The organism is Paeniglutamicibacter sulfureus (genome assembly GCF_030512175.1).
GTDB lineage: Bacteria > Actinomycetota > Actinomycetes > Actinomycetales > Micrococcaceae > Paeniglutamicibacter > Paeniglutamicibacter sulfureus.
Map to the genome: position 1 here is coordinate 321,367 of NZ_JAULBL010000001.1, position 19,601 is coordinate 340,967.

Consider the following 19,601-nt stretch of genomic DNA (forward strand, 5'->3'; position numbering starts at 1 on the left):
GCCTAGTTGGTACGCCCATTCCACGTAGGTGGTACCCCATTTCCGCGTAAGTGGTACCGCTTGGGGTTTCGCCGTGTTTCGCTGGACGGATTCACCGCGCATCCGGCGCCGTGAATCCGAGACAGGAGAAACGCAAATGGTGGACCACAGGGCGATCATGTCGTTGCTGTTCAAGCACCGCAGCTACGCGGAGATCACGGTGTCGACGAAATGCTCACGCCGCGACGTGTCGATGGTGAAGAAGGCTATCGAATCCGGCGGCATCACCGCGGAGCAGTGCGGGACCATGAGCGCGGCGGATATCGCCGCACTGTTCCCCGACGGGCGCAGCAACGTTTCCTCGGAGTACGTGCAGCCCGACTTCGGACGGGTTGTCGCCGCGATGAAATCGAACCGGCACTTCACCATCCAGCAGGCCTGGACCCGCTACATGGATGCCGCGCCAGGTGCCGGGAAGAAGTACCGGTACTCGCAGTTCGCCGAGCTCTTCGGCCGGTTCGCCGAGGCAAACGACGTCGTGGCGACGCTGCGCCACGAGCCGGGCAAGTCGATGTTCGTCGACTGGGTCGGGGACACCCTGGACGTGCAGGACGCTGTCACCGGCCAGCTGCACAAGGCCTACCTCTTTGTTGCCTCGTTGCCGTTCTCGGGGCTGGTGTTCTGCGAGGCGTTTGCGAACATGAAGCAGGACGCCTGGAACCAGGCCCACGTGGACGCGCTGGCCTTCATCAACGGGGTCACGCAGATCATCGTGCCTGACAATGCTTCGACCGCGGTGCACCGGCGGCAGCGCGGGGACACCGAGCGGGTGGTGACCGCCAGATACCGGGAGCTGGCCGAGCACTACGGCACCGCGATCGTCCCGGCCGCACCGTACCGCCCGCGCCACAAGGCCCACGTCGAGTCGATGGTGAACACGGTCGAGAAGCGGGTCATCGGCTACCTGGCCGAGGAAACCTGGACCACCTTCGCCGAGCTGAACGAGGCCATCGCCGAACGCCTGGTGGACATCAACGAACGCATCCACCGACCCGACGGAACCACGCGGCAGGAACGCTTCGATGCGGAGGAATCTCCTTTCCTGCTGCCGCTGCCCGAGCTGCGGTTCGAGTCGGTGGAGTGGAAGGAACTCAAGGTCGGCAGAAATTACCATGTCGGCGCGGACTACCAGCAATATTCGGTGCCCTACCAGCTGGCGGGTAGGACGCTGCGGGTGCGGCTCACCGGCACCACCGTCACGATCTTCGACGGGCAGCAGATCGTTTGCGAGCACGCCCGCAAGCTCGGGCGCAAGGGCCAGTACTCCACGGTGCCGGAGCACGCCCCGGAGCAACACCGGAATATCGACGGGCTCTGGTCGCGGCAGTGGTTCCTGGATCTGGCACGCGGCTTCGGACCGGCCACCGTCCAGGTGATCACCCAGGTCCTGGACCGTTTCCCGATCGAGGCGCAGGGCTACCTGCCCTGCCAGAACATCCTCGGCGGGCTGGGCAAGAAGAACAAGGCACGCCTGGAGGCGGCCTGCCAGCAGGCGCTGAACCTGGGCGGGTATCCCACCTACAGCACGCTCAAGAGGATCATGGCCGCCATTGCCGGTGATGCCCAGGCCGGCGGCCCGCCGGTGCCGGCGGCAAGCAACGAGAAGAACACCACCTCGGACCCGGGCCAGCCCGGTGTCATGGTGCGCGGCGCGGACCACTACAAGATCGGCGGCCAGCGCAATGTTTAGCCCCGAAGCCCATGAAAAGTTCAAGGCCCTGCGCATCACCCGCCTGGCCTCGAAGTTCGAGGAACTGGCCAACGACGAGGCCAACCACCGGCTCACCGCGGAGGAACTGTTCCACGAGGCGGCCGACGACATGCTCACCGAGCGGCGGTCCGAAAGCATCGCCAAGCGCTCACGCCAGGCGGGATTCCCCATCCCCGGCGCCTCGCTGGCCGAGATCGACTACCTCGACGGCCGGTCCATCAGCGAGCGGAGCATGAACAAATATGCCACCCACCAGTGGAGCGCCGACCCGATGAACCTGATCGTCATCTCGCCCTCAGGCGGCGGAAAGACCTACCTGGTTTGCGCCATCGGAAACGCGGCCTGCCAGTCGGGGCACACCGTGTCCTATTCCAGGATGGACGACCTGGCCCGCAAGCTCGTGGCGACCCGCAGCGATGCCATCGCGCACCAGGAACTGCTCAACAAGCTAACCGAGGTTGACCTGCTGGTTATAGATGATTTCCTCACCGTCGGGATCGACCAGAACGCGGCCAGCGACCTCTTCGCGATCCTCGCCGACCGCGAGCACCGTCTCCCGACCGTCATCGCCGCCCAAACCGATCCCAGCTACTGGGTCCAGGCCCTGCCCGACCGGGTGGCGGCGGACTCCATCGTCAACAGGCTGGCGAACAACACCCGCTGGATCCTGATGGGCGACCGCGACATGCGCCGGACCAAGCACGACCAGGCCCGCGCCAGCGAGGAATTCTGGGAGTAAACACCGCCCGCACACCCACAAGCGGGAACACCGAGGTGGTGCCGGGAAAAGGATCAAGATCCGGTGCCCGGTACCACCTGTCCGGAAGGCCGGTACCACTTACGTGGAACATCCGTACCATCTAGGCATATTTGCCACCTCGCACCAGTGCTACCGGTTCGTTCCACAGGCGTTACCGAAAGCTCCGTCCATACACGGCAAACCCGGCTGCTGCCCCCGTGCACGGCGCCCGAGGCGGAACTGGTCATGGGCCTGCACAACCGCATCACCCGTGCCCACCAGCACTTCAGGCACCGCAACGTGGCCGCCTAAACCCGCGGCCCGGCCCACCGCGACGAGACGAAAGGCCAAGACCCCGGGCAGTGGAACCCGGCACCACCGGCCGGCGACATGGCCGCCGGCGGGCTGCCCTAAAAACGGGACGGGCCGCCCATCCCGGGAAGTTCACGGAACCAGCGGCCGCCGGGCACCCGATGAAAGATCTGGACTAGCTGCCTAGTTCGGAAGAGCGTTGTTGACCTGCGCTGGCAGCTCGAACGCTAAAGAGGGCAGCTCTAGCCAGGTTGACTTCTACCAGCATGGAGCATTAGTCCTATTCGCCGACCTCGACTGCCTCCGCTCGGCGTCGACCGTTCGTATCGTTGCCAACCGAAAAAGCAACGTTTAGTCCAATGAGCAGTTGTGAGAAGGATGCTCCACCAACGAGACCGGTTTTGTGGAAGTAGATTGTTTCTTCCGTAACGTTGGTAAGGATAAATCCGAACCCTTCCTTGAGACTATGTATAGTTCCCAGCATTCGGCCGTCACCGGCTTCAATGGTAGGGTTCCGGCTCTCAGCATTCGACTGGGTCGGTTCTGCCTCAATCAGCTCCATGTTCTTCAGCAATCTAGAAAAAGCATAGGGTTGGTTACCGGAAAAACTGTACTGGGAAGCAGTTTTCCGCAGAGCATGCCAAGCTTCAGCGCCAGAGATTTGTGACAACCGTTTGGTCAACTTGTCAAAGAAATCGGGCATTGTGTCAACTTCATGGCCAAATGCTTGGCATCTCATGAGGTAATGAATCGCAGCATTTGCCGCTTGACAAGCCGTTTCTCTCAGTTTCTGATCCGCCGCCCCAATGTCTAGTTCGTCAGAGGCAAGTTCGTAGGCGCAGATGGCGTCATAGGCGGCCTGAACCGGATTTCGTGATTCTCTCAGCGACCAAGAAGCACGTCCCATATATGCTGCTGCCAAAGCAGTTGTGGCTATAAGTCTAAGTCGCCCCTCGGCAGCCGACGCCGCCTGCTCAAGAAGTTGGATCCCTTCATCGTATTGGTTATGCCAGACGAGAGCGGTACCCAACGTCGAGGCCGTATCAGGAAGCATCAATACTTCGTGGGCTTCTCTCGCGTACGGAATGGCAAGCCCTGGTTCCATCAAATTCCGAGCAAGCAACCCAGCAAAGTAGTGCGCGACTACCGCCTTATGCTCTTGCGTTTCTGCAAGGCGATATGCATCCAGGTAACTTTCCCTGGCCCCCAGCTTGTCTCCCTTGTTAGCGTGTATGAATCCTTCGACTCGGTGGACTTCCCAAAATTCTGGGTTGAGTTGCTTAGCTTCCCCAACAAGTTCCAGCGCGCGGACATAGTCGCGGCCTTTAGATGATTGGAGAGCTCTCCGTAGGATCTGGGCAGTAGGCGCATCAGTTTCGAAACGTGTTCGCACAACATTTGGCCCCAAGGAGCGACGGACTTTCTCTTCCGCTCGTCTTTCTTCATCCCGGAGAAAAGTTGTTTCATTCTCCTGGACTTGCTTACGCAGCGGATGGTCTCGGGGGATCACGAGGCTAGTAAATTCCCGGGCGGTATCGGTCAACTCGATAACCATCACGAGTGAACTATCGCCTGACAACCGTGCCCGAACCAATGCTCCACGTGTAAGTTCCCGAAGCGCAGAACGAACGTCAGCAACCGACCTGCCCAGCAGGAGAACAAGATCATCCGGAGTGACGGGACGGCGAAGCACCTCCATCGCAATGAAGACTTCCACAGAGTTTGCAGACAAATTGTCGTAGACCGAACTCACGCAATAGCTCAGTAATTCGTCTTGATGCCGAATCACATCTAGAGGATTCTTTCCTGCCTCAGTCGATAAAATGAACCAACGGATCGCCAGCGGTGAACAGCGGAGCTTCTGAACGATATTCTTACGGGCTTCTCCCGTAATGCTTTTGAGAGCAGGAACGTTACGATGGCGGATCATTTGATTCAACAAGAGCAAAGCATCTTTGTCGGATAGGGGACCTACTTCTATTCGGCGTTCGAGTTGTCCAATACCCTCCCTACTAGTCACCAAAAAAGACGCGTTATCCGGGAGGTTCTCATAGAGTTCAACAAAATCAGACCCGTTGATTGTTTCTAGGTTGTCGATGACTATCAGAGGAGTGAACCCTTCAATGGCTGCTGCCAGGGCCGCTATGCCGCCGGCAAAATCAGCCGAAGTGCCAGATCCAAGCTGATTAGCGATTCCAATCAAATCTGTCGCAGAGTCCCTGAGCGCCTGTACACCAAGCCCAGTTAACCGTTCAGTTTTCAATGACGTCCATAAGACTAGATCAAAGGGCTCTTCTGGATCGTCCAGGAGTGTATAGGCAATTTCAACGGCCAAGGCTGTCTTTCCAATGCCTCCCTCGCCGCATAAGGTAACAACCGAATCACGCTTTCGCTTCAGCGTTTGGCAAATCTTTACAACTTCCTCGTCACGGCCGATAAGTCCTGTTTCATCGTGTTCCGACTGTGGAAGATTATGCCGCACCTTATCTTCGAGCGGTTCGAATGTATCTTCCGGCATCCAAGAATCATCGTCTTGGAGGAACCGCAAGATTTTTGCAGTTCCACGCCAAAACGTGAAATCAAACTTGACTAGGGAAGACATAATTTTGTCGAAATCGCCGGAGACAAGTGGCCGACTGTGCATGACCCTATGACGAATAGGAAGAATAGTGTCGAGTTCAGATGTCAGTTCCCTGACCTGGGTGGCCAAATCCGCCGGAAGATAGCGTCGATGCTGGTTAAGAAGATCATAAGCTGGTCTTAGGTCGAGGTAGTCGACAAGATCGGCTCCAGTTCCCATCGGATCCGCATCGCGCCTTGCTTCCAAGTCAGTGAGCGCACCACCGAATATGACAGCATCGTCACCGACCTGCGATTTGATGAATCTACGCAAGTGCCCTCGAATGTCCCTTTCGAAAGCGTCGATTAGAGCGTACATCTGTTGAGAACTCACGAATTTCTCCCGTAGTCGAAAAATTTATCCGATCATTCACATGTGAGGACGATAGGATAAATGTAAATGCCTAACTGGCAGTTTAGGGGCAATAAATATCCCTCTCTGCACATACTTCTAGACATGGATGGTCTTCGGCCAATTCTATCTCGGTTCAGATCGTCACCTAGCCGCTGTATCGACCAGCTTCTTGAACTCGGATATTAGCAAGTCAGTGGACAAGGAAAAGGTACGGTTTTACCGACAAACGTTCACAACGCAATCATCAGCATTATTAGGAAACTATGTCTTATCCCATAAGGCTTTATGAAAAGTCCGGTATCCGGTTACATCCTTGACGTTGTTATCTCGTGGCGTGAACGGGGTGGCTACTGTGAAAAGTGGAATATCAGACGTTAGCGCGATCTTCCGCTTGAAGTGTGCAGTGTTTTCCAGCAATTTATCCTGCTTTTCGCCCTGGACCGATCTTTGAAGATATTGTGTATCGCCAAGCCCGGTGGCCGTTACTTCGGCGCGTACACGGAAAGCGTTACAACGCGAACCGCTAGGATCCTGAGCTGCATGTGCGCCTCTGGCGGTGACTTCCAAACGATCGTTACCGGACACCGAAATCCTTAGTCGCTTACTCGCATCCAGGACCACGCGCTTAGCACCAACCGCTGTACCGATTGGCAAGTTGGTCTCGTCATCGACTTACGCGACCGCCAACTCAGTTTGCGGCTAAGCCACTGCCTCGGCCAATGGCTTCCATGTCCAGCTCGGTGAGCCGTTGCCCGAAGGGTTGTCATCGAAGGATTCTTGGTGCGTCAGGCCGATGGCGTGGGTGACGACGTCTGCCAGTCGCCCGTTTAGTTCGAAGGATTGCCGCTGCCGGCTTGCGCCTGTTCCGTTGCTGAGGATCCTTTCCAGGGCTTCCTCGACGTAATCCGCGTCCCCGGACTCGTTCAGGGCATCCCGCACATGGTCATGGAGTACCGAAATGACGTGTCGTGCGTTGTCCGGCCTGTGGGTTACGGGGTGGAGCAGTTCGCCGCGGATGCCCCACCGGCTGGCCATCCAGACCCCTTGGCGCAGGACGATGGCCGGAACCATGTCAGGTTCCATTCCGGCTTCCCATTCCCGGGCGGCGGTCTCCACCAGGGCCCGCACGAGGGCTGCGAGCAGGACGGTATCCCGGGGATCAAGGCAGACATCGGACACCCTGATCTCGACGGTGGGGTGCCGGGCGGAGAGTCGGGCGTCAAAATCCGGGTTGATGACCACTGTCGTGGCTGATATGTCCGCCACCAGCGAGTGGTAGGCCCACGCCGACCCGAAGACCTCCATGGGACCGGCCGAGGACCACCGGTTCCAGGCCTGCGTGCGGTAACTGGCGTAGCCACTGTCCTGGCCGTTCCAGAACGGGGAATTCGAGCTCAATGCCATGAGCGAAGGCAGCCAAGACCTGATGCGATCCAGGACAGCCACGCCCTCCTCGTCCGAGTCCACTGACACGTGGACATGGAGTCCACAGGTCAGCTGCTCGCGCGCCGTCAGGGCATACTTCTCCACCAGGGCGTCATAGCGTTCGTTCCTGGTGGGATGAGGCGAAACCGCCAGCGGAGACGTGGCCAGGGCGACGATCCTCGCACCCGCTTTTCGCGCGAGCGAGTCGGCGTAGGCGCGCCCCTCCAGTATCTCCGTGGCGAGACTCGCCAGGCTGCTGTGCGGGTGCGTGATGACTTCGAGCTGTTCCTGGTGCAGCTCTGCGGACAGCATTTGCCGGACGGACGAGCCGGACGCCCGCGAACTTGCATCGTGGAGGCCCATCACCTCCGCGGACAGGGGCAAGGGGACCCCGTTGACGGGGTCCACGATCAGGAATTCTTCTTCAACACCAAAGGTACGCACCTCCTAAGTGTGGACTATGAAAGCGACAACTGAATCCACGCCTAACGACAGGCCGTCGCAGCGCCAGTGCACCGGAAGGATCTTCGCCTAAACGGGCCAAGACATAAAAGTAAACGGGCTCCTCGCCACCTCTTCGGGCGAGCTCGAAAGCGGGCGGTCCGTTCCGGTAAATGACGTCGAAAAGGTCAACAGCCACATCGGTGCGGGCAATAGATAAGGGCACCCCTTTGCCAATCCCCCATCGCGATGCTCCTCAACCAAAAATTACGACGATCAAGTACGCACGAGAAATCAGGGCCGCAGAACTCCCATAGACTTTGCCCGCGATGCTGGCGCGGAACCTGACCCAAACGCTACGCCCAGATCATCCGGAATCGGATTGTTGGCATCGCCGTGCGCTCAGCGCTAGTAGTCGGCACCAGACCCGTAGATCTTAATGACCTTGTCAGCTGGGTCGGAATGACGATTTTCGGGAAGAAATGACTGGCCTAATTCTTGCCGCTCATTTGGCCTGAAATGATCCACCAACTTGGCATATATTCTTAGCTGAAACGTCCCACAGTAGGTCGATCGCACACAGACCCGCTGCTCCAACGTCTATCCTGGGTCACTTCGTCCAGGCGGCGAGGTTGCGGCGGGTTTTCAGGGTGGCCGGGTGATTCGGACCCAAGACCCGCAATCGATCCCCGAGCAGATTGTGAAACTGAGTGACAGCACCGGCTCTATCCCCGGATTTTCCGGTCCAAGAAGCCACATTACTACGCGCGCTCAGTGTCGCGGGATGGTCCTCCCCCAGCACACGGATCCGGGCTTCGAGCAGCGCAAGAAATTGCTCGAGAGCGCCGGCGATGTCCCCGGACTTACCGGCCCAAGAAGCCACGTTGCTACGGGTTTTAAGGGTGTCGGGATGATCTTCCCCCAGAACACGAATCCGGACTTCGAGAAGCGAGCGAAATTGCGCGAGAGCACCGGGCACATCCCCTGACTTACCGGTCCAAGTGGCCAAGTTACTACGAACTTTTAGGGTGTCGGGATGCTCCTCCCCCATGACCCGCAATCGGTCCTGGAACAGATCCCGGTTCTGCGTGATAGCCTCAGCGATATCTCCGGTTCTGCCGGTCCAGGTGGCCACGTTACTTCGGGTTTTCAATGTGGCCGGGTGATCGGCGCCCAGCACACGCACCTGGTCTGGAAGCAGGTTACTGAATTGGACGAGGGCCTCGGAAGCGTCCCCTAATTGGCCGGTCCAAAAGGCCAAATGATGGCGGGCGGTCAGCGTGGCGGGGTCATCCGGCCCCAGCACGCGCAATCGATCCCGTAGGAGGTTCCCCGACTGGGTGAGGGCCGCGGAAATGTCTCCGGATTTGCCGGTCCATAGCGCAAGCCTGTCCATGAAATTCAGCCTAATCACTTCGTCTACTGGCAGCACACCCGAAGCGCGTTCTAACCATTCCTGTAGGAGCTCACGGTTGTCTGCGGCCCGGTGTCCGAGACTGGAGATCACGGCCGAGAGGGCTTCATGGTATCGTCCGAGCGCCCAAAGGTGATCGGCGGCCCGCTCCCTAGAGTAGTTCCGCGAAGCCTCTTCGCCGACGACTTCGATGGCTTCGAGGATGGCCTGGTGTGCGTGGCGGACCGTAATCGGCCAGTGTCCTTGATGTCGGACTTTTTGAACCAAGGTGTCGTGGAAAAACCCAATGATTTCGTTCGCGGTGCCCGGATTGGCACGGGCAACCAGGCCACCCAGCCTTGCCAATGTATTGCGGAACTCTAGTTCGTCGCCGGGACCACCCATTTGCAAGGATGCCTCCACGGCGATATGGAGGGGCAGGACTGGCCCGCTTCCGGCGGCCGCGAGTACCGTCAGACAGACCATGGCATCCGTCATCTCTTCGTCCACTAGGGATGAAAGCAATGTCTGATAAATATCATCCAGACTGGCAGCGTCCTTCAAAACATCGGGTCCCAAAGTCAAAATAGCCTCAGTAAGGAGTCCCGCCTCTAGCCATGTGGATGAGTTCGCGGCCAGATCGGCGGCAACCGATCCGGGCAACCCTTTGGCGGCAAGATACTCGGAGATTTCATCCTCGCCCGGCCGGGCGAGCCGGATCGATTGCCCTGGGATGCTTTCTATTCCTTCACCTCGGGTGTTGACGAGAATACTCACCCGCTCGAGTCGCTCATCAACGCAAGCTTGAGCGATGACCGACATGAGCTCGCCACGCGCCACAGGTTCGAGCTGGTCGACACCGTCAATGGCTACGCGAATCCGTTTCCCCAACGGCACCTTCAACTGTCGCAGGGGCCCGAACACCAGACGCTGCAGTGCGGGCTGCCGATCCAAATCCTTCTTGTCGAATGCTCCGCTGTGGGCGACTGTTGCGGCGGCAAAACCAGAGATATCCCCTAGCTGTTTGGCGATGCTGGCGGCCAACATGGAAAGAGTGGGGGTCAGCGCGGTGAACGCCACGGCTGACAGGTACCGCTTGGGTAGGTCAGGAACGAGTTCCGGGCGGGCCAGAGCGGCAAGGAGAGCGGACTTGCCCGAGCCGGCTTTACCATGGATGACCACGAGGCGTTGCTGGGACATGGCGAACGTGATGCGTTCAAGGTCATGGGTGATCTGAAAGGAGTTTGTCAGGGTCACTGCCAGAGCTCCTTCCGGTGTCCCGGACAAGGGCCAAAAATTAGGTGCAGCGATGTTCCGGGTCACCCACAGTCCTGGGTCACTGGCATTTGTTCCGGCGCCAGATCCGATATAGACGGGGGGATCCTGTTCTTTCCTGCAGATGGCGTTTCCGAAGTTGGCGGCGTGGCGGATATCCAGATAATCCACCGAGGAATCCGGCTGACCGGATTCCATGAGTGTGATCAATGACTGGGAGAAACAGCCGTTCCGGGCTTCCCGATCGTAAGTGCCGGCGAGGAGCTCCAGCCGGACCTGCTCTCTCAAATCGAGTCCGTTCTTGATCACGTCTGCCACCCCGAGTCCGGCGTGGCAGACATCAAGGATGAGTATTAGCCCATCTAGGCTTCCCAACGCCATATTGCCAAGACGACGGCCGATCTCGTAAGCGGTGTCATCGTCGAGGTCCTTGTGATTGCCGTCCTTGGGCAGCAGAAATAGCGGAGCGGATACCTTGTTCTTGTTGATTTCCGCGTGGCCGATGAACGCGAAAACCAAAGTTGCCTTCGCCTCCGAAGCTCGAGTCACCGAAGCCATCACGGCCTCTTTCAGCTCCGCCATCGTCGGATCGAGCACCAGTGCACTGTTGGCCGGATCACAACCACCCAGCCGGGGCTCAGTCAGCGCCCGGTGAAGATGCTGGGCGCGCTGCGGGAGGAAGGACAAACGCTGATTCCGCAGCGCGGCGCACTGCGACCCCACGACGAGTGCATGACGGGAGCTCATGGCCATGGTCTATCACAATTCCGATTGCGGGGATAGGATCTTGAGCCACAGATCCGCTGGCTTTGACCAACTGCAGGGAGAAGTTCCGATGGCTGAAATTGTGCTGGTTCACGGTATGGCTCAGGAACAGGAGACCGCCGATTCCCTTGAACAGACGTGGCTCCCAGCCTTGGCCGGCGGCATCCGCACCGCAGGCTATGGCGATCTGGCCGACAGGATCTGGCGCAACCACCATTCGGAAGGCACCATCGATGTCCGGATGGCCGCTTACGGAGACCTGTTTACCACGCCCGATGCGCAGGGGTCCGATGATGGCTTGGACGCTCTAGATCCCGAAAAACTGACCCTGGCCGAATCCCTCGCCGCAGAATGGCTGAACCGGGCTGCCGGGCGCGCGGATCACCCTGACCACGAGATCGCAGTTCGTGAGCTCGGATTTCTGGACCCGGCCCACGAAGCCATGGGAATCAAGGAAGAAGCAGTTCGGTCCATGATCAACGCTGCCACCCAACTGCCGTGGTTCGGTCTTCGGGCCATGGCAGTGGCCGAGCTCCTGAAGAGACCTTTGCGCCAAGTCACCGCCTATATGACCGACCAGGCCCTGCACGACGAGATCCAGAGCCGTGTCCTGGCACATGTCGGACCGGAGACGAAGGTCATTGTCGGCCATTCCCTGGGATCTGTCGTGGCCTACGAAGTGGCCGCCCAGCAGCTCACTAACAGGTTGCCTCTGCTGCTCACGATCGGCAGCCCCTTGGGACTGCGCAGCATCATCTACGACCGGCTCCAACCCCGCCCGCCCGAATACCCGTCCGGGACCCGCCGATGGGTCAACATCGCCGATCGAAACGACCTCGTCGCTGCCGAACCAAATCTCACAGGCCTCTTTGAACGAAACAGGCCTGCCGACGCCATCTTGGAATCTGGCTGGACAGTTAAAAACGGCGCCAAACCGCATCAGGGTGAGTACTATCTTGGAAAACGAGAAGTGGGTAAGCCCATTGCTGAAACCCTCAACAGTTAGGTACCACTCAGCCCTGCCACCAGATGAATAAGTCCTAATCGGTACCGAGGACATAAAGATCCCAGTCCATTTGGACTGAGGTCTTTATATTTTTTGTCGGAGAGCGTCAATGGGCTTTGGCAGACATTTTGGTGGTTACAGTTTTCGGCCCGAAATGGACAAACACCGCGGAACCATGCGGTTTCGAAGCAAGCCGGGATCACCAAGGGCAGAGTATGGATCCGACCATGCCACAAAGATCTTTCCCTGCTTGTGAATAGCCGGCGCCTGCTGCTCGTCTGGGACAACCGTGAGGACATGACGCAGCCGGTGGCGAGACTGATCGGGGTGTTTCTGAGAAGAGGTTCTAGGATCCGGATCCTAGCAGCCAGCAGGAAGCCCTTGGGGCTCATCTAAGAACCCTTACGGCACCATGCTTCGCCATGAAGACCACGCAAAGTGCCGCTCCCCCGGCAGCCGCAGCTGGTAGCGGCTACGGCGCGGGATCGACGTTGTCTTTCCCCGGCCGGAAGCCGGCGATGGCTGCACGGACGTCGCCCTCCTCGTGGTGCCCGCCTTTCTTCTTGCCGAACGGCAGCACCTTGAGCAGCGGGTGGAGGATGGCCATGACGACACTGCCCCAGATGATTCCGAGAATGGCCGAGCACAGGGTGTTCACGAGCCAGGCCAGGAAGCCGCCCACTACGGGGATCCCGGCGAAGGGTGTCTCGAGGGCATGGACCAAGTCATAGGGAGCGTGCCACCCCAGATCGTGGGCCCCCTGCAGCATGATGTGGCCACCGACCCACAGCATGGCGATCGTTCCGACAAAGGTGATCGCTGCCAGCACGGCGGGCATGCCCTTGACCAGCATCTCGCCGAAGCGCTTTGTCCCTGCGGAGTCCTTGGTGGCCAGGTGCAGGCCGATGTCGTCCATCTTCACAATGAGTCCGACGGCCCCGTACACGAGCACCGTGATCGCGAGCGCCACGACGACAAGGATGATGGCCCGCGACAGCAGGGACTCGGTGGCCACCTCGTTCATGGAGATGACCATGATTTCGCAGGACAGGATGAAGTCGGTGGTGATGGCGCCCTTGATGACCTTGGCCTCGGCCGCCGGGCCGCGTTCGACCGCCGGGGACTTCTCGGCCTCGTGGTGGCCGCGGAGCTTGTGCCAGACCTTCTCGGCACCCTCGTAACAGAGGTAGGTGCCGCCGAGCATGAGGATGAAGGGAATGGCCCCCGGAAGGAACGCGCTGACCAGCAGCAGCGCCGGCAGGATGATCAACAGCTTGTTGCGCAGCGAGCCCCAAAAGATCTTCTTGATCATCGGCAGTTCGCGGGACGGGTCGGCCCCGGAAACGTACTGCGGGGTGACGGCGGCGTCGTCGATGACCACGCCGGCGGCCTTGGCCCCCGCCTTCGCGGCTCCGGCGGCGACGTCGTCCACCGAGGCGGCCGCGATGCGGGCCAGGGCCGCGACATCGTCCAGCAGGGCGACGAGACCGCCGCTCACAGGGCGCCCCGCTGTTGCTCGGGGGCGGACGGCTGAGCGTGGAAGCCTCTGTCAAGGCGCATCATTGGCATGCTCCGAGTATAGGGCGGCGAGCAGACCTGCGACGAGTGAAACGGGGGTCGGCGGTACAGGAAAGGCTGACCCGGCCGGACTTTCCCCAGCGCACCGAGGCTGTTAGCGGTTGCCGGTACGGCGGATCCTGGCCATGTCGACGTGGCCGTTGAGGAACGGAACGCCTTCGGCCTCAAGCAACGCCCGGGCTTCCCCGCCGTGGCATGTCGCCGGCGTGCCGTCGGCATAGACGATCCGCCACCACGGCACGTCGTGGTCCAGGGCCGACACCGCGCGACCCGCCTGCCGGGGACCGATTCCCACCGCCCTCCCGATCTCCCCATAGGTCGCGACGGAACCGGCAGGAATCGCCACCACCACTTCCCTGACTTCCTCGCCCACGTCCATGCTCATCCTTCCCCGGATGCGGGATAGGTGATTTTCCCTCCGTGCACCTTGGCGAACACTGTCATGCTGGCCGGCCTGGTCGAGGAGGGTGACATGATGTCGGAGACCTCCACGCCGGAGGCAAGGAGCGCATCGGTGACCAACCTCCGGTGGCACCTCCAGGGCACGGCCTCGCTGCACATAATGGCCGGCACGGATTCGTCCGCGACCTTCAACAGCTCGGCGAGCCCGGACCCGAACTCGGCACTCGACATGTAATCGGCGTAGTCACGGAAGGCCTTGACCCTCCACCCCGTGTTCGGACTGGCCACGCCGGTCGGCGTGTGCCTGCGACCGCCCAGATTCCGGATCCACCGGTACCCGATACCCTCGGGCAACGCTTCCTTGATCGCGTCCTGGTTCCACTGCGGAAACTTCCGTGACGCCGGAAACGAACGGACGTCCACCAATTCGCTCACCCCGTTGGTGCGCAACATCTCCAGCACCTCGTCAAAGCCACGGGTGGAATGGCCAATCGTGAAGACGTGCGGCTTGCCGCGGCCGGCTGCCCGATTCTCCATCGTCGAACCTCCCTCACGTGGGCCTGTGGATTCCGTACCGCGTGGGCATCCTTCCGCCCTGTACCAACGTTCCCCTTCAGTCTGGCATGGCACTGCGGCTTGCTGGCAAGGACGAATGATCGGAGCCCCATAAGCGGGTACCTCGTTGTCAAAGCGTCGTAGCGGGCAGATTCCACCCCGAAGCCGTCGGCCTTGTGCTCATCGATCCGGTCGAACAACGCGTCCACGCTCGCCTAGAAGGGATGCTCCTCCATACGATCGACATCCCGACCCGGATGTCCGCATGGTGTCTGACCACCATGTTCTAGCCGGGTTTCGCGATATAGGAGGCGATCTTCCCCACCCATATGACAAGATGTTCGAATGGATGAGTTAACGCAGGAATTAGCAGTACATGTTGCCGAGCGACGCGCTTTGATTTCCGGTGACCCTGAGCTGCTTCAAACCTTGTTCCAGGAGATAGGCGTCGATTCTTCCCACACATCGCGCGTTGGACAGGGCACCACCGACTTGGCAGCCATGACAGCCGGCCTTACCGCGCTGTCGACTTCAATAGACAGCGCATGGGTACAGTTGACGCCCGATTCACATATGCGTCTTTTGGAGCTGCTCAAGCACAACGTACCTATCGACGGCCTTTTCAGTGGGGTTATCCGGGGCGAAAAAGGACGCATCGACTCGTTCATGCAGTTCACAACTGGCGGCATCAATCCAGCGGCGATGGCAAACATTGCTACGTTGGCTGCCACAATTGCCCTCCGCAGCGCGATTGCTCAGCTGGAAACCTTGGTCCAGTCCATGGACGTCAAGCTTGACCAGCTGCTCCAGGACAATCGTGCCAAAGCGTTGGGCGATATCAACGGACTAACCCAGGTCTTGGCCCGGGCGGTCGATCTGTTCGACGAGGCCGGCCTGGTTACGGATACTGCGTGGTCACAGATCGCTGGCCACGCTACGGCGTTGGCTCAAGTCAGCTCCCATGCTCTCGCTCAGATCGATGCGATGACAAAGTCAATTCCGACGGGGACTTTTGCGAGACAGGCCGATGCCTTGAAATCACTTACAGATTCCGAATTACGGCCTTGGCTGATCATTCTGGCAGCGGCCCAAGCCAACCAACTTCGTCTAGAGACCCTTGAACTGGCCCACCTCGGATCGCGTACCCCCGAGGCTGTTCCGGCCCACGCCGCAGCCATCAAATTGACTTCCGAACGGCGCCAGCGAACTGCCATTCACCACCTACAAGCACTGCTTGACGTCATTGGCACCATGGCAGATGTCAGCGACTTAAACCGCATCAAGAATCCACTTAAGAGTCGTATCGTGTTGGACTCCGCGGAGCGAGCCATCCAACTTATCGCCGTCTTCGGTGAAATCTATGATCTTCAGGATCTCGTCTTTCAAGATGTGGAGCGTGAGTCCTGGCGAAAGTCACTCAGCGACCTGGGCAAATCGACGACCACAGTAGTTGCTTCCGCAGCAAAGAGCGTTCCCGTTGGTATCGCTAAGGCCAGTGGCGACGCTGTCATAAAGGCCGCCAGCCAGATTGAGGCAAAACGCGAGCCCGATACTCGGACTGAATCTGATTCCGATCCAAACACAGGGTCCCAGCTGGTCTAGGGATAACGCTGTCTTTGGATTCGGGCAAAACGGCTTTCCGGCATTTAGCCGGGCGACAATTTTGTACAGCAAGCATTTTGGGGAGGCTGTAGCCGGCAGGTGTCAAAACAACACGTCAGCGGTGCGAATACCACTCAGATAGGACGCAACTCGACGTGACTGGCCACTGGCTGTTCAGTGATTGCGGGTGGCACGAACGATCCTTCTCCCGGCCACAGGCAATGCCGCACGTCGGATAACCAAAGCCTGCACGCGGGCTCAGGTTCCGCAGAAGGTCCGGTAGGGGCCGAAGTCTTCCGGGGCCGCGGCGGCGTACCGCTCGAAGCCGGGACGCTCCTCGAAGGGTGCGGTGACCGCAGCCAGGAGCTTCGAGAACGGCTCCAGGTCGCCGTCGACGGCGGCAGCGAGCGCCTCCTCGACGAGGTGGTTCCGCGGGATGTAGACGGGATTGGCCCGGTCCATGAGCTCCGCATCCGGATCCAGTGCCCGCCAGCGCTGAACCCAGGCATCGAATGCGGCCGGGTTCGAGAACATGGAGCGCGCGGGTTCGGCATTCCCGCGCGCGGCCGTGCCCAGGCTCCGGAAGAAGGACGTGTAATCGACGCGGTCTTCCTGCAGGAGGGTGAACAGTTCCTCGGTGAGTGATGTGGCTGCTTGATCCGCGAGGCCGTCGGCCAAGCCGAGCTTGGTTTTCATTCCGGCCAACCACTCGGCGCTGTACTTGCTGTGGAAGGCGCCGAGCGATTCCTGTGCCAAGGCAACGGCCTGCTCCTGGTCCTCGTGGAAGAGGGGAAGGAGGGCCTCCGCGAGACGGGCGAGGTTCCACTGCGCCACGATGGGCTGGTGGCCATAGGCATAGCGGCCGGCTTCGTCGATCGAGCTGTAGACCGTGGCCGGATCGAATACGTCCATGAAGGCGCACGGCCCGTAGTCGATGCTCTCCCCCGAGATGGTCATGTTGTCCGTATTCATGACGCCGTGGATGAAACCCACCAGCATCCACCGGGCCAGCAGCGATGCCTGGGCCTCGACCACGGCTTCGAAGAGCGCGAGGTAGGGGTTCTGCGCCTGGGCTGCTCCCGGATAATGGCGCGCGATCGCATGGTCTGCGAGACGACGCAGCAGGTCCTGATTGTCCATGGCCCGGGCATACTGGAAGCTCCCTACCCGCAGATGGCTGCTCGCCACCCGGGTCAGCACGGCCCCGGGAAGCATGGTCTCGCGGCGAATTTGCTGTCCTGTCGCCACCACGGCCAGGGAGCGTGTGGTGGGAATGCCCAAGGCGTGCATCGCCTCACTGATCACGTATTCGCGCAGCATCGGACCGACTGCGGCGAACCCGTCACCGCCGCGGGCAAACGGGGTGCGTCCGGAACCCTTGAGGTGGATGTCCCGAAGTCGGCCGTCGGCATCCAGAATCTCGCCGAGCAGCAGCGCCCTGCCGTCGCCCAGACGCGGCGAGTAGGAGCCGAACTGGTGGCCGGCATATCCCTGCGCAACGGGAGTGGCCCCATGGGGTAGCGCGTTGCCGATCAGCAGCCCCAGGCCCCCTGCATTGCGCAGGGACGCGGGGTCGAAGCCCAGCTGGGCGGCCAGCGGCTCGTTGAGCACCAGCAGCTGCGGATCCGGGGCCTGCTCCGCCTGCCAGGGAATGGCCAGCTCGGGAAGTTCACGGGCAAATTGGCCGTCAAAGGTGACGGCGGCTTGTGCTTCGACGCTCATCTTCCAAGGATACCGTCGAGGTGGTGCCGTCGGTGGGGGACGTTCGTCACCAGGCAACGCCCACGGCACCGATCTTTCACATGGCCGTCGGCTCGCTCATGCCCGGGTGCCGGTGCCAGGTCGGTGAACCCAATTCGCGGAACCGCATTGCAAAAGAGTTCCCTCATCGGGTCCGATGATGCAACATGTGAGAACGCAGCAGGTCGCTGCAGCCACGATCCTCGGAAAGGGCCACACCATGACCAGCCACACTGCACGTACAGGCACAGAGCGCACCAATGTCCAGAAGGCGGCATTGGCCGTCGGCGCAGTCTTTCTACTCGTCGGGATCCTGGGATTTGTTCCGGGGATCACCTCCAACTACGACCAGCTTTCCTTCGCCGGCCACGACTCCGACGCAATGCTGATGGGCGTGTTCCAGGTTTCCATCCTGCACAACGTCGTTCACCTGCTCTTCGGCATCGGAGGCATTGCAATGGCCCGAACCCCCGGCACGGCCAAGAACTACTTGCTGTGGGGCGGGGTGGTTTATCTCGTGTTGTGGATCTACGGGTTGCTCATCGACCACGACACCGAAGCCAATTTCGTGCCGGTGAACGATGCGGACAACTGGCTGCACCTGGTCTTGGGTCTGGGCATGGTTGCCCTCGCCCTGTTGCTGACCCGCACCGCGGATGCGGGCACCCGCAGGCCCGGACACGGAGATCCCCACAAGAACCTGTGAATGGAGGTGCCACAATGAGCAGACACGAAGAACTCGAGCCACTGCGCATCGACGGACTCGAAGCCCTCCCAACCGGGCGTTTCCAGTACTCCGTCCGCGTTGTCCGTAGCGGAAGGGAGCTGGGTGCAGTCCGCCTCTGCGACGACCACCGCTTCGAGGCCACTACCCGGACAGGAAGCTTCGCCGGGGTGCACAGGACATTGGCCGAGGCCATGGAGGCCTTGGCCTCGGGGGCGATGGACGACACCGCCCAGGTGCCCGAAGCACGCCCTGCCCCGGATCCTGCCCCGGTCCATCGGAATCCGACACCCTTGGGGCGCATCCGTCCGGTCCGCCGCGGCGTCTACATTGGTCTCAAGGCCAGCCGCAGCGCTGCCCCGTGATCAGGCGCACAGCTCTCCCCGAACGCCGAGACCCGGATGGCACACCGGGTCTCGGCGCGGTGCCGGGTGGTCACCGGATCGACGTTTAGAGGTTTCCGGATCCCTCGATGAAGGCCTTGGCGTGGTCGACTGCCTTCTTGAAGGCGTCGTTGCGCAAGCTAATACTTCGCAGGTTCTCCGATTCGATGTAATCAGGGATACCCGGGCGCAGCAGCCAAATGTCGCCGGCCGGTGGCAGGTAAAACATGGCGAAAGACCTGCGATGCTCGTCGTCTGTCCATACGGGGACGACCGCCAGCGCGGCACCCGTGTCAATGTTGATCCACTGGGCCCGCGGCATGGGCTGTTCATGGACTTCCGGGTCCAAGAAAGGGGCGGTGCCCTCGCCCCAACGTTTCTCGAACCGTTCATGGAAGGCCGGCAGTAACGGCGAATCGTAGCGACGCCATGCGCTCATCTAAAAACACCTCCTGGCGGCGGTCCGACAACGGGACCGATGATCCTCGACTGGCCCTGCGCCCGCGCGAGCCAGGCGGCCCGCGGAACGGAAGGGAC

General features: G+C 60.3%; 15 protein-coding genes. 6 read left to right on the forward strand and 9 right to left on the reverse strand.

What is annotated here, in order from left to right; all coding sequences use genetic code 11:
- Positions 1 to 136 precede the first annotated feature (136 nt).
- The gene (istA, locus tag Q2T94_RS01440) at positions 137 to 1,729 is read left to right on the forward strand and encodes an IS21 family transposase (RefSeq protein WP_302262617.1); all 1,593 of its coding nucleotides are present in this window, start codon (positions 137 to 139) and stop codon (positions 1,727 to 1,729) included.
- Positions 1,722 to 2,489 (forward strand): ATP-binding protein, encoded by a 768-nt coding sequence (locus Q2T94_RS01445; RefSeq protein ID WP_302262618.1) that lies wholly within the window; start codon positions 1,722 to 1,724, stop codon positions 2,487 to 2,489. The genes istA and Q2T94_RS01445 overlap by 8 nt, the downstream gene beginning before the upstream one ends.
- 592 nt (positions 2,490 to 3,081) lie before the next feature.
- Here the strand turns inward: Q2T94_RS01445 and Q2T94_RS01450 are convergent.
- The 4 genes from Q2T94_RS01450 to Q2T94_RS01465 all read right to left on the reverse strand — a co-directional run bounded on the left by Q2T94_RS01450 (position 3,082) and on the right by Q2T94_RS01465 (position 11,062).
- Positions 3,082 to 5,754 (reverse strand): S1 domain-containing protein, encoded by a 2,673-nt coding sequence (locus Q2T94_RS01450; RefSeq protein WP_302262619.1) that lies wholly within the window; start codon positions 5,752 to 5,754, stop codon positions 3,082 to 3,084.
- A 282-nt stretch (positions 5,755 to 6,036) separates the two neighbouring features.
- Complete coding sequence (locus tag Q2T94_RS01455) at positions 6,037 to 6,360, reverse strand: hypothetical protein (protein ID WP_302262620.1); 324 nt, start codon at positions 6,358 to 6,360, stop codon at positions 6,037 to 6,039.
- Between the two features lie 114 nt (positions 6,361 to 6,474).
- The gene (locus Q2T94_RS01460; protein WP_302262621.1) at positions 6,475 to 7,644 is read right to left on the reverse strand and encodes a glutamate--cysteine ligase; all 1,170 of its coding nucleotides are present in this window, start codon (positions 7,642 to 7,644) and stop codon (positions 6,475 to 6,477) included.
- A 607-nt stretch (positions 7,645 to 8,251) separates the two neighbouring features.
- The gene (locus Q2T94_RS01465; protein WP_302262622.1) at positions 8,252 to 11,062 is read right to left on the reverse strand and encodes a tetratricopeptide repeat protein; all 2,811 of its coding nucleotides are present in this window, start codon (positions 11,060 to 11,062) and stop codon (positions 8,252 to 8,254) included.
- 82 nt (positions 11,063 to 11,144) lie between these two features.
- On the opposite strand from Q2T94_RS01465, the gene Q2T94_RS01470 reads away from it, so the two are divergent.
- On the forward strand, positions 11,145 to 12,080 hold the full coding sequence (locus Q2T94_RS01470) for an alpha/beta hydrolase family protein (RefSeq protein WP_302262623.1): 936 nt from the start codon (positions 11,145 to 11,147) through the stop codon (positions 12,078 to 12,080).
- 472 nt (positions 12,081 to 12,552) lie between these two features.
- Here Q2T94_RS01470 and Q2T94_RS01475 read toward each other — a convergent pair whose 3' ends face one another.
- The 3 genes from Q2T94_RS01475 to Q2T94_RS01485 form a co-directional block, all read right to left on the reverse strand.
- Positions 12,553 to 13,578, reverse strand: a complete 1,026-nt coding sequence (locus Q2T94_RS01475; RefSeq protein WP_302262624.1) for a DUF808 domain-containing protein — start codon at positions 13,576 to 13,578, stop codon at positions 12,553 to 12,555.
- Positions 13,579 to 13,752: 174 nt separating this feature from the next.
- Entirely contained in the window at positions 13,753 to 14,037 is a 285-nt protein-coding gene (locus Q2T94_RS01480; protein WP_302262625.1) for an MGMT family protein, read from the reverse strand.
- A 2-nt stretch (positions 14,038 to 14,039) separates the two neighbouring features.
- Entirely contained in the window at positions 14,040 to 14,597 is a 558-nt protein-coding gene (locus Q2T94_RS01485) for a DUF488 domain-containing protein (protein WP_302262626.1), read from the reverse strand.
- A gap of 363 nt (positions 14,598 to 14,960) precedes the next feature.
- Between Q2T94_RS01485 and Q2T94_RS01490 the strand changes: the two genes are divergently transcribed.
- Positions 14,961 to 16,217 (forward strand): hypothetical protein, encoded by a 1,257-nt coding sequence (locus Q2T94_RS01490; protein WP_302262627.1) that lies wholly within the window; start codon positions 14,961 to 14,963, stop codon positions 16,215 to 16,217.
- A gap of 258 nt (positions 16,218 to 16,475) precedes the next feature.
- Here Q2T94_RS01490 and Q2T94_RS01495 read toward each other — a convergent pair whose 3' ends face one another.
- A complete protein-coding gene (locus Q2T94_RS01495) occupies positions 16,476 to 17,939 on the reverse strand; it encodes a protein adenylyltransferase SelO (RefSeq protein ID WP_302262628.1) in 1,464 nt (487 codons plus the stop codon).
- 238 nt (positions 17,940 to 18,177) lie between these two features.
- Here Q2T94_RS01495 and Q2T94_RS01500 point away from each other — a divergent pair, with 238 nt between their 5' ends.
- Entirely contained in the window at positions 18,178 to 18,663 is a 486-nt protein-coding gene (locus Q2T94_RS01500) for a DUF4383 domain-containing protein (RefSeq protein ID WP_264268587.1), read from the forward strand.
- Between the two features lie 14 nt (positions 18,664 to 18,677).
- The gene (locus tag Q2T94_RS01505; RefSeq protein ID WP_302262629.1) at positions 18,678 to 19,046 is read left to right on the forward strand and encodes a hypothetical protein; all 369 of its coding nucleotides are present in this window, start codon (positions 18,678 to 18,680) and stop codon (positions 19,044 to 19,046) included.
- An 85-nt stretch (positions 19,047 to 19,131) separates the two neighbouring features.
- On the opposite strand, the gene Q2T94_RS01510 is transcribed toward Q2T94_RS01505, so the two are convergent.
- The gene (locus Q2T94_RS01510) at positions 19,132 to 19,503 is read right to left on the reverse strand and encodes a hypothetical protein (RefSeq protein ID WP_264268024.1); all 372 of its coding nucleotides are present in this window, start codon (positions 19,501 to 19,503) and stop codon (positions 19,132 to 19,134) included.
- Positions 19,504 to 19,601: the final 98 nt, after the last annotated feature.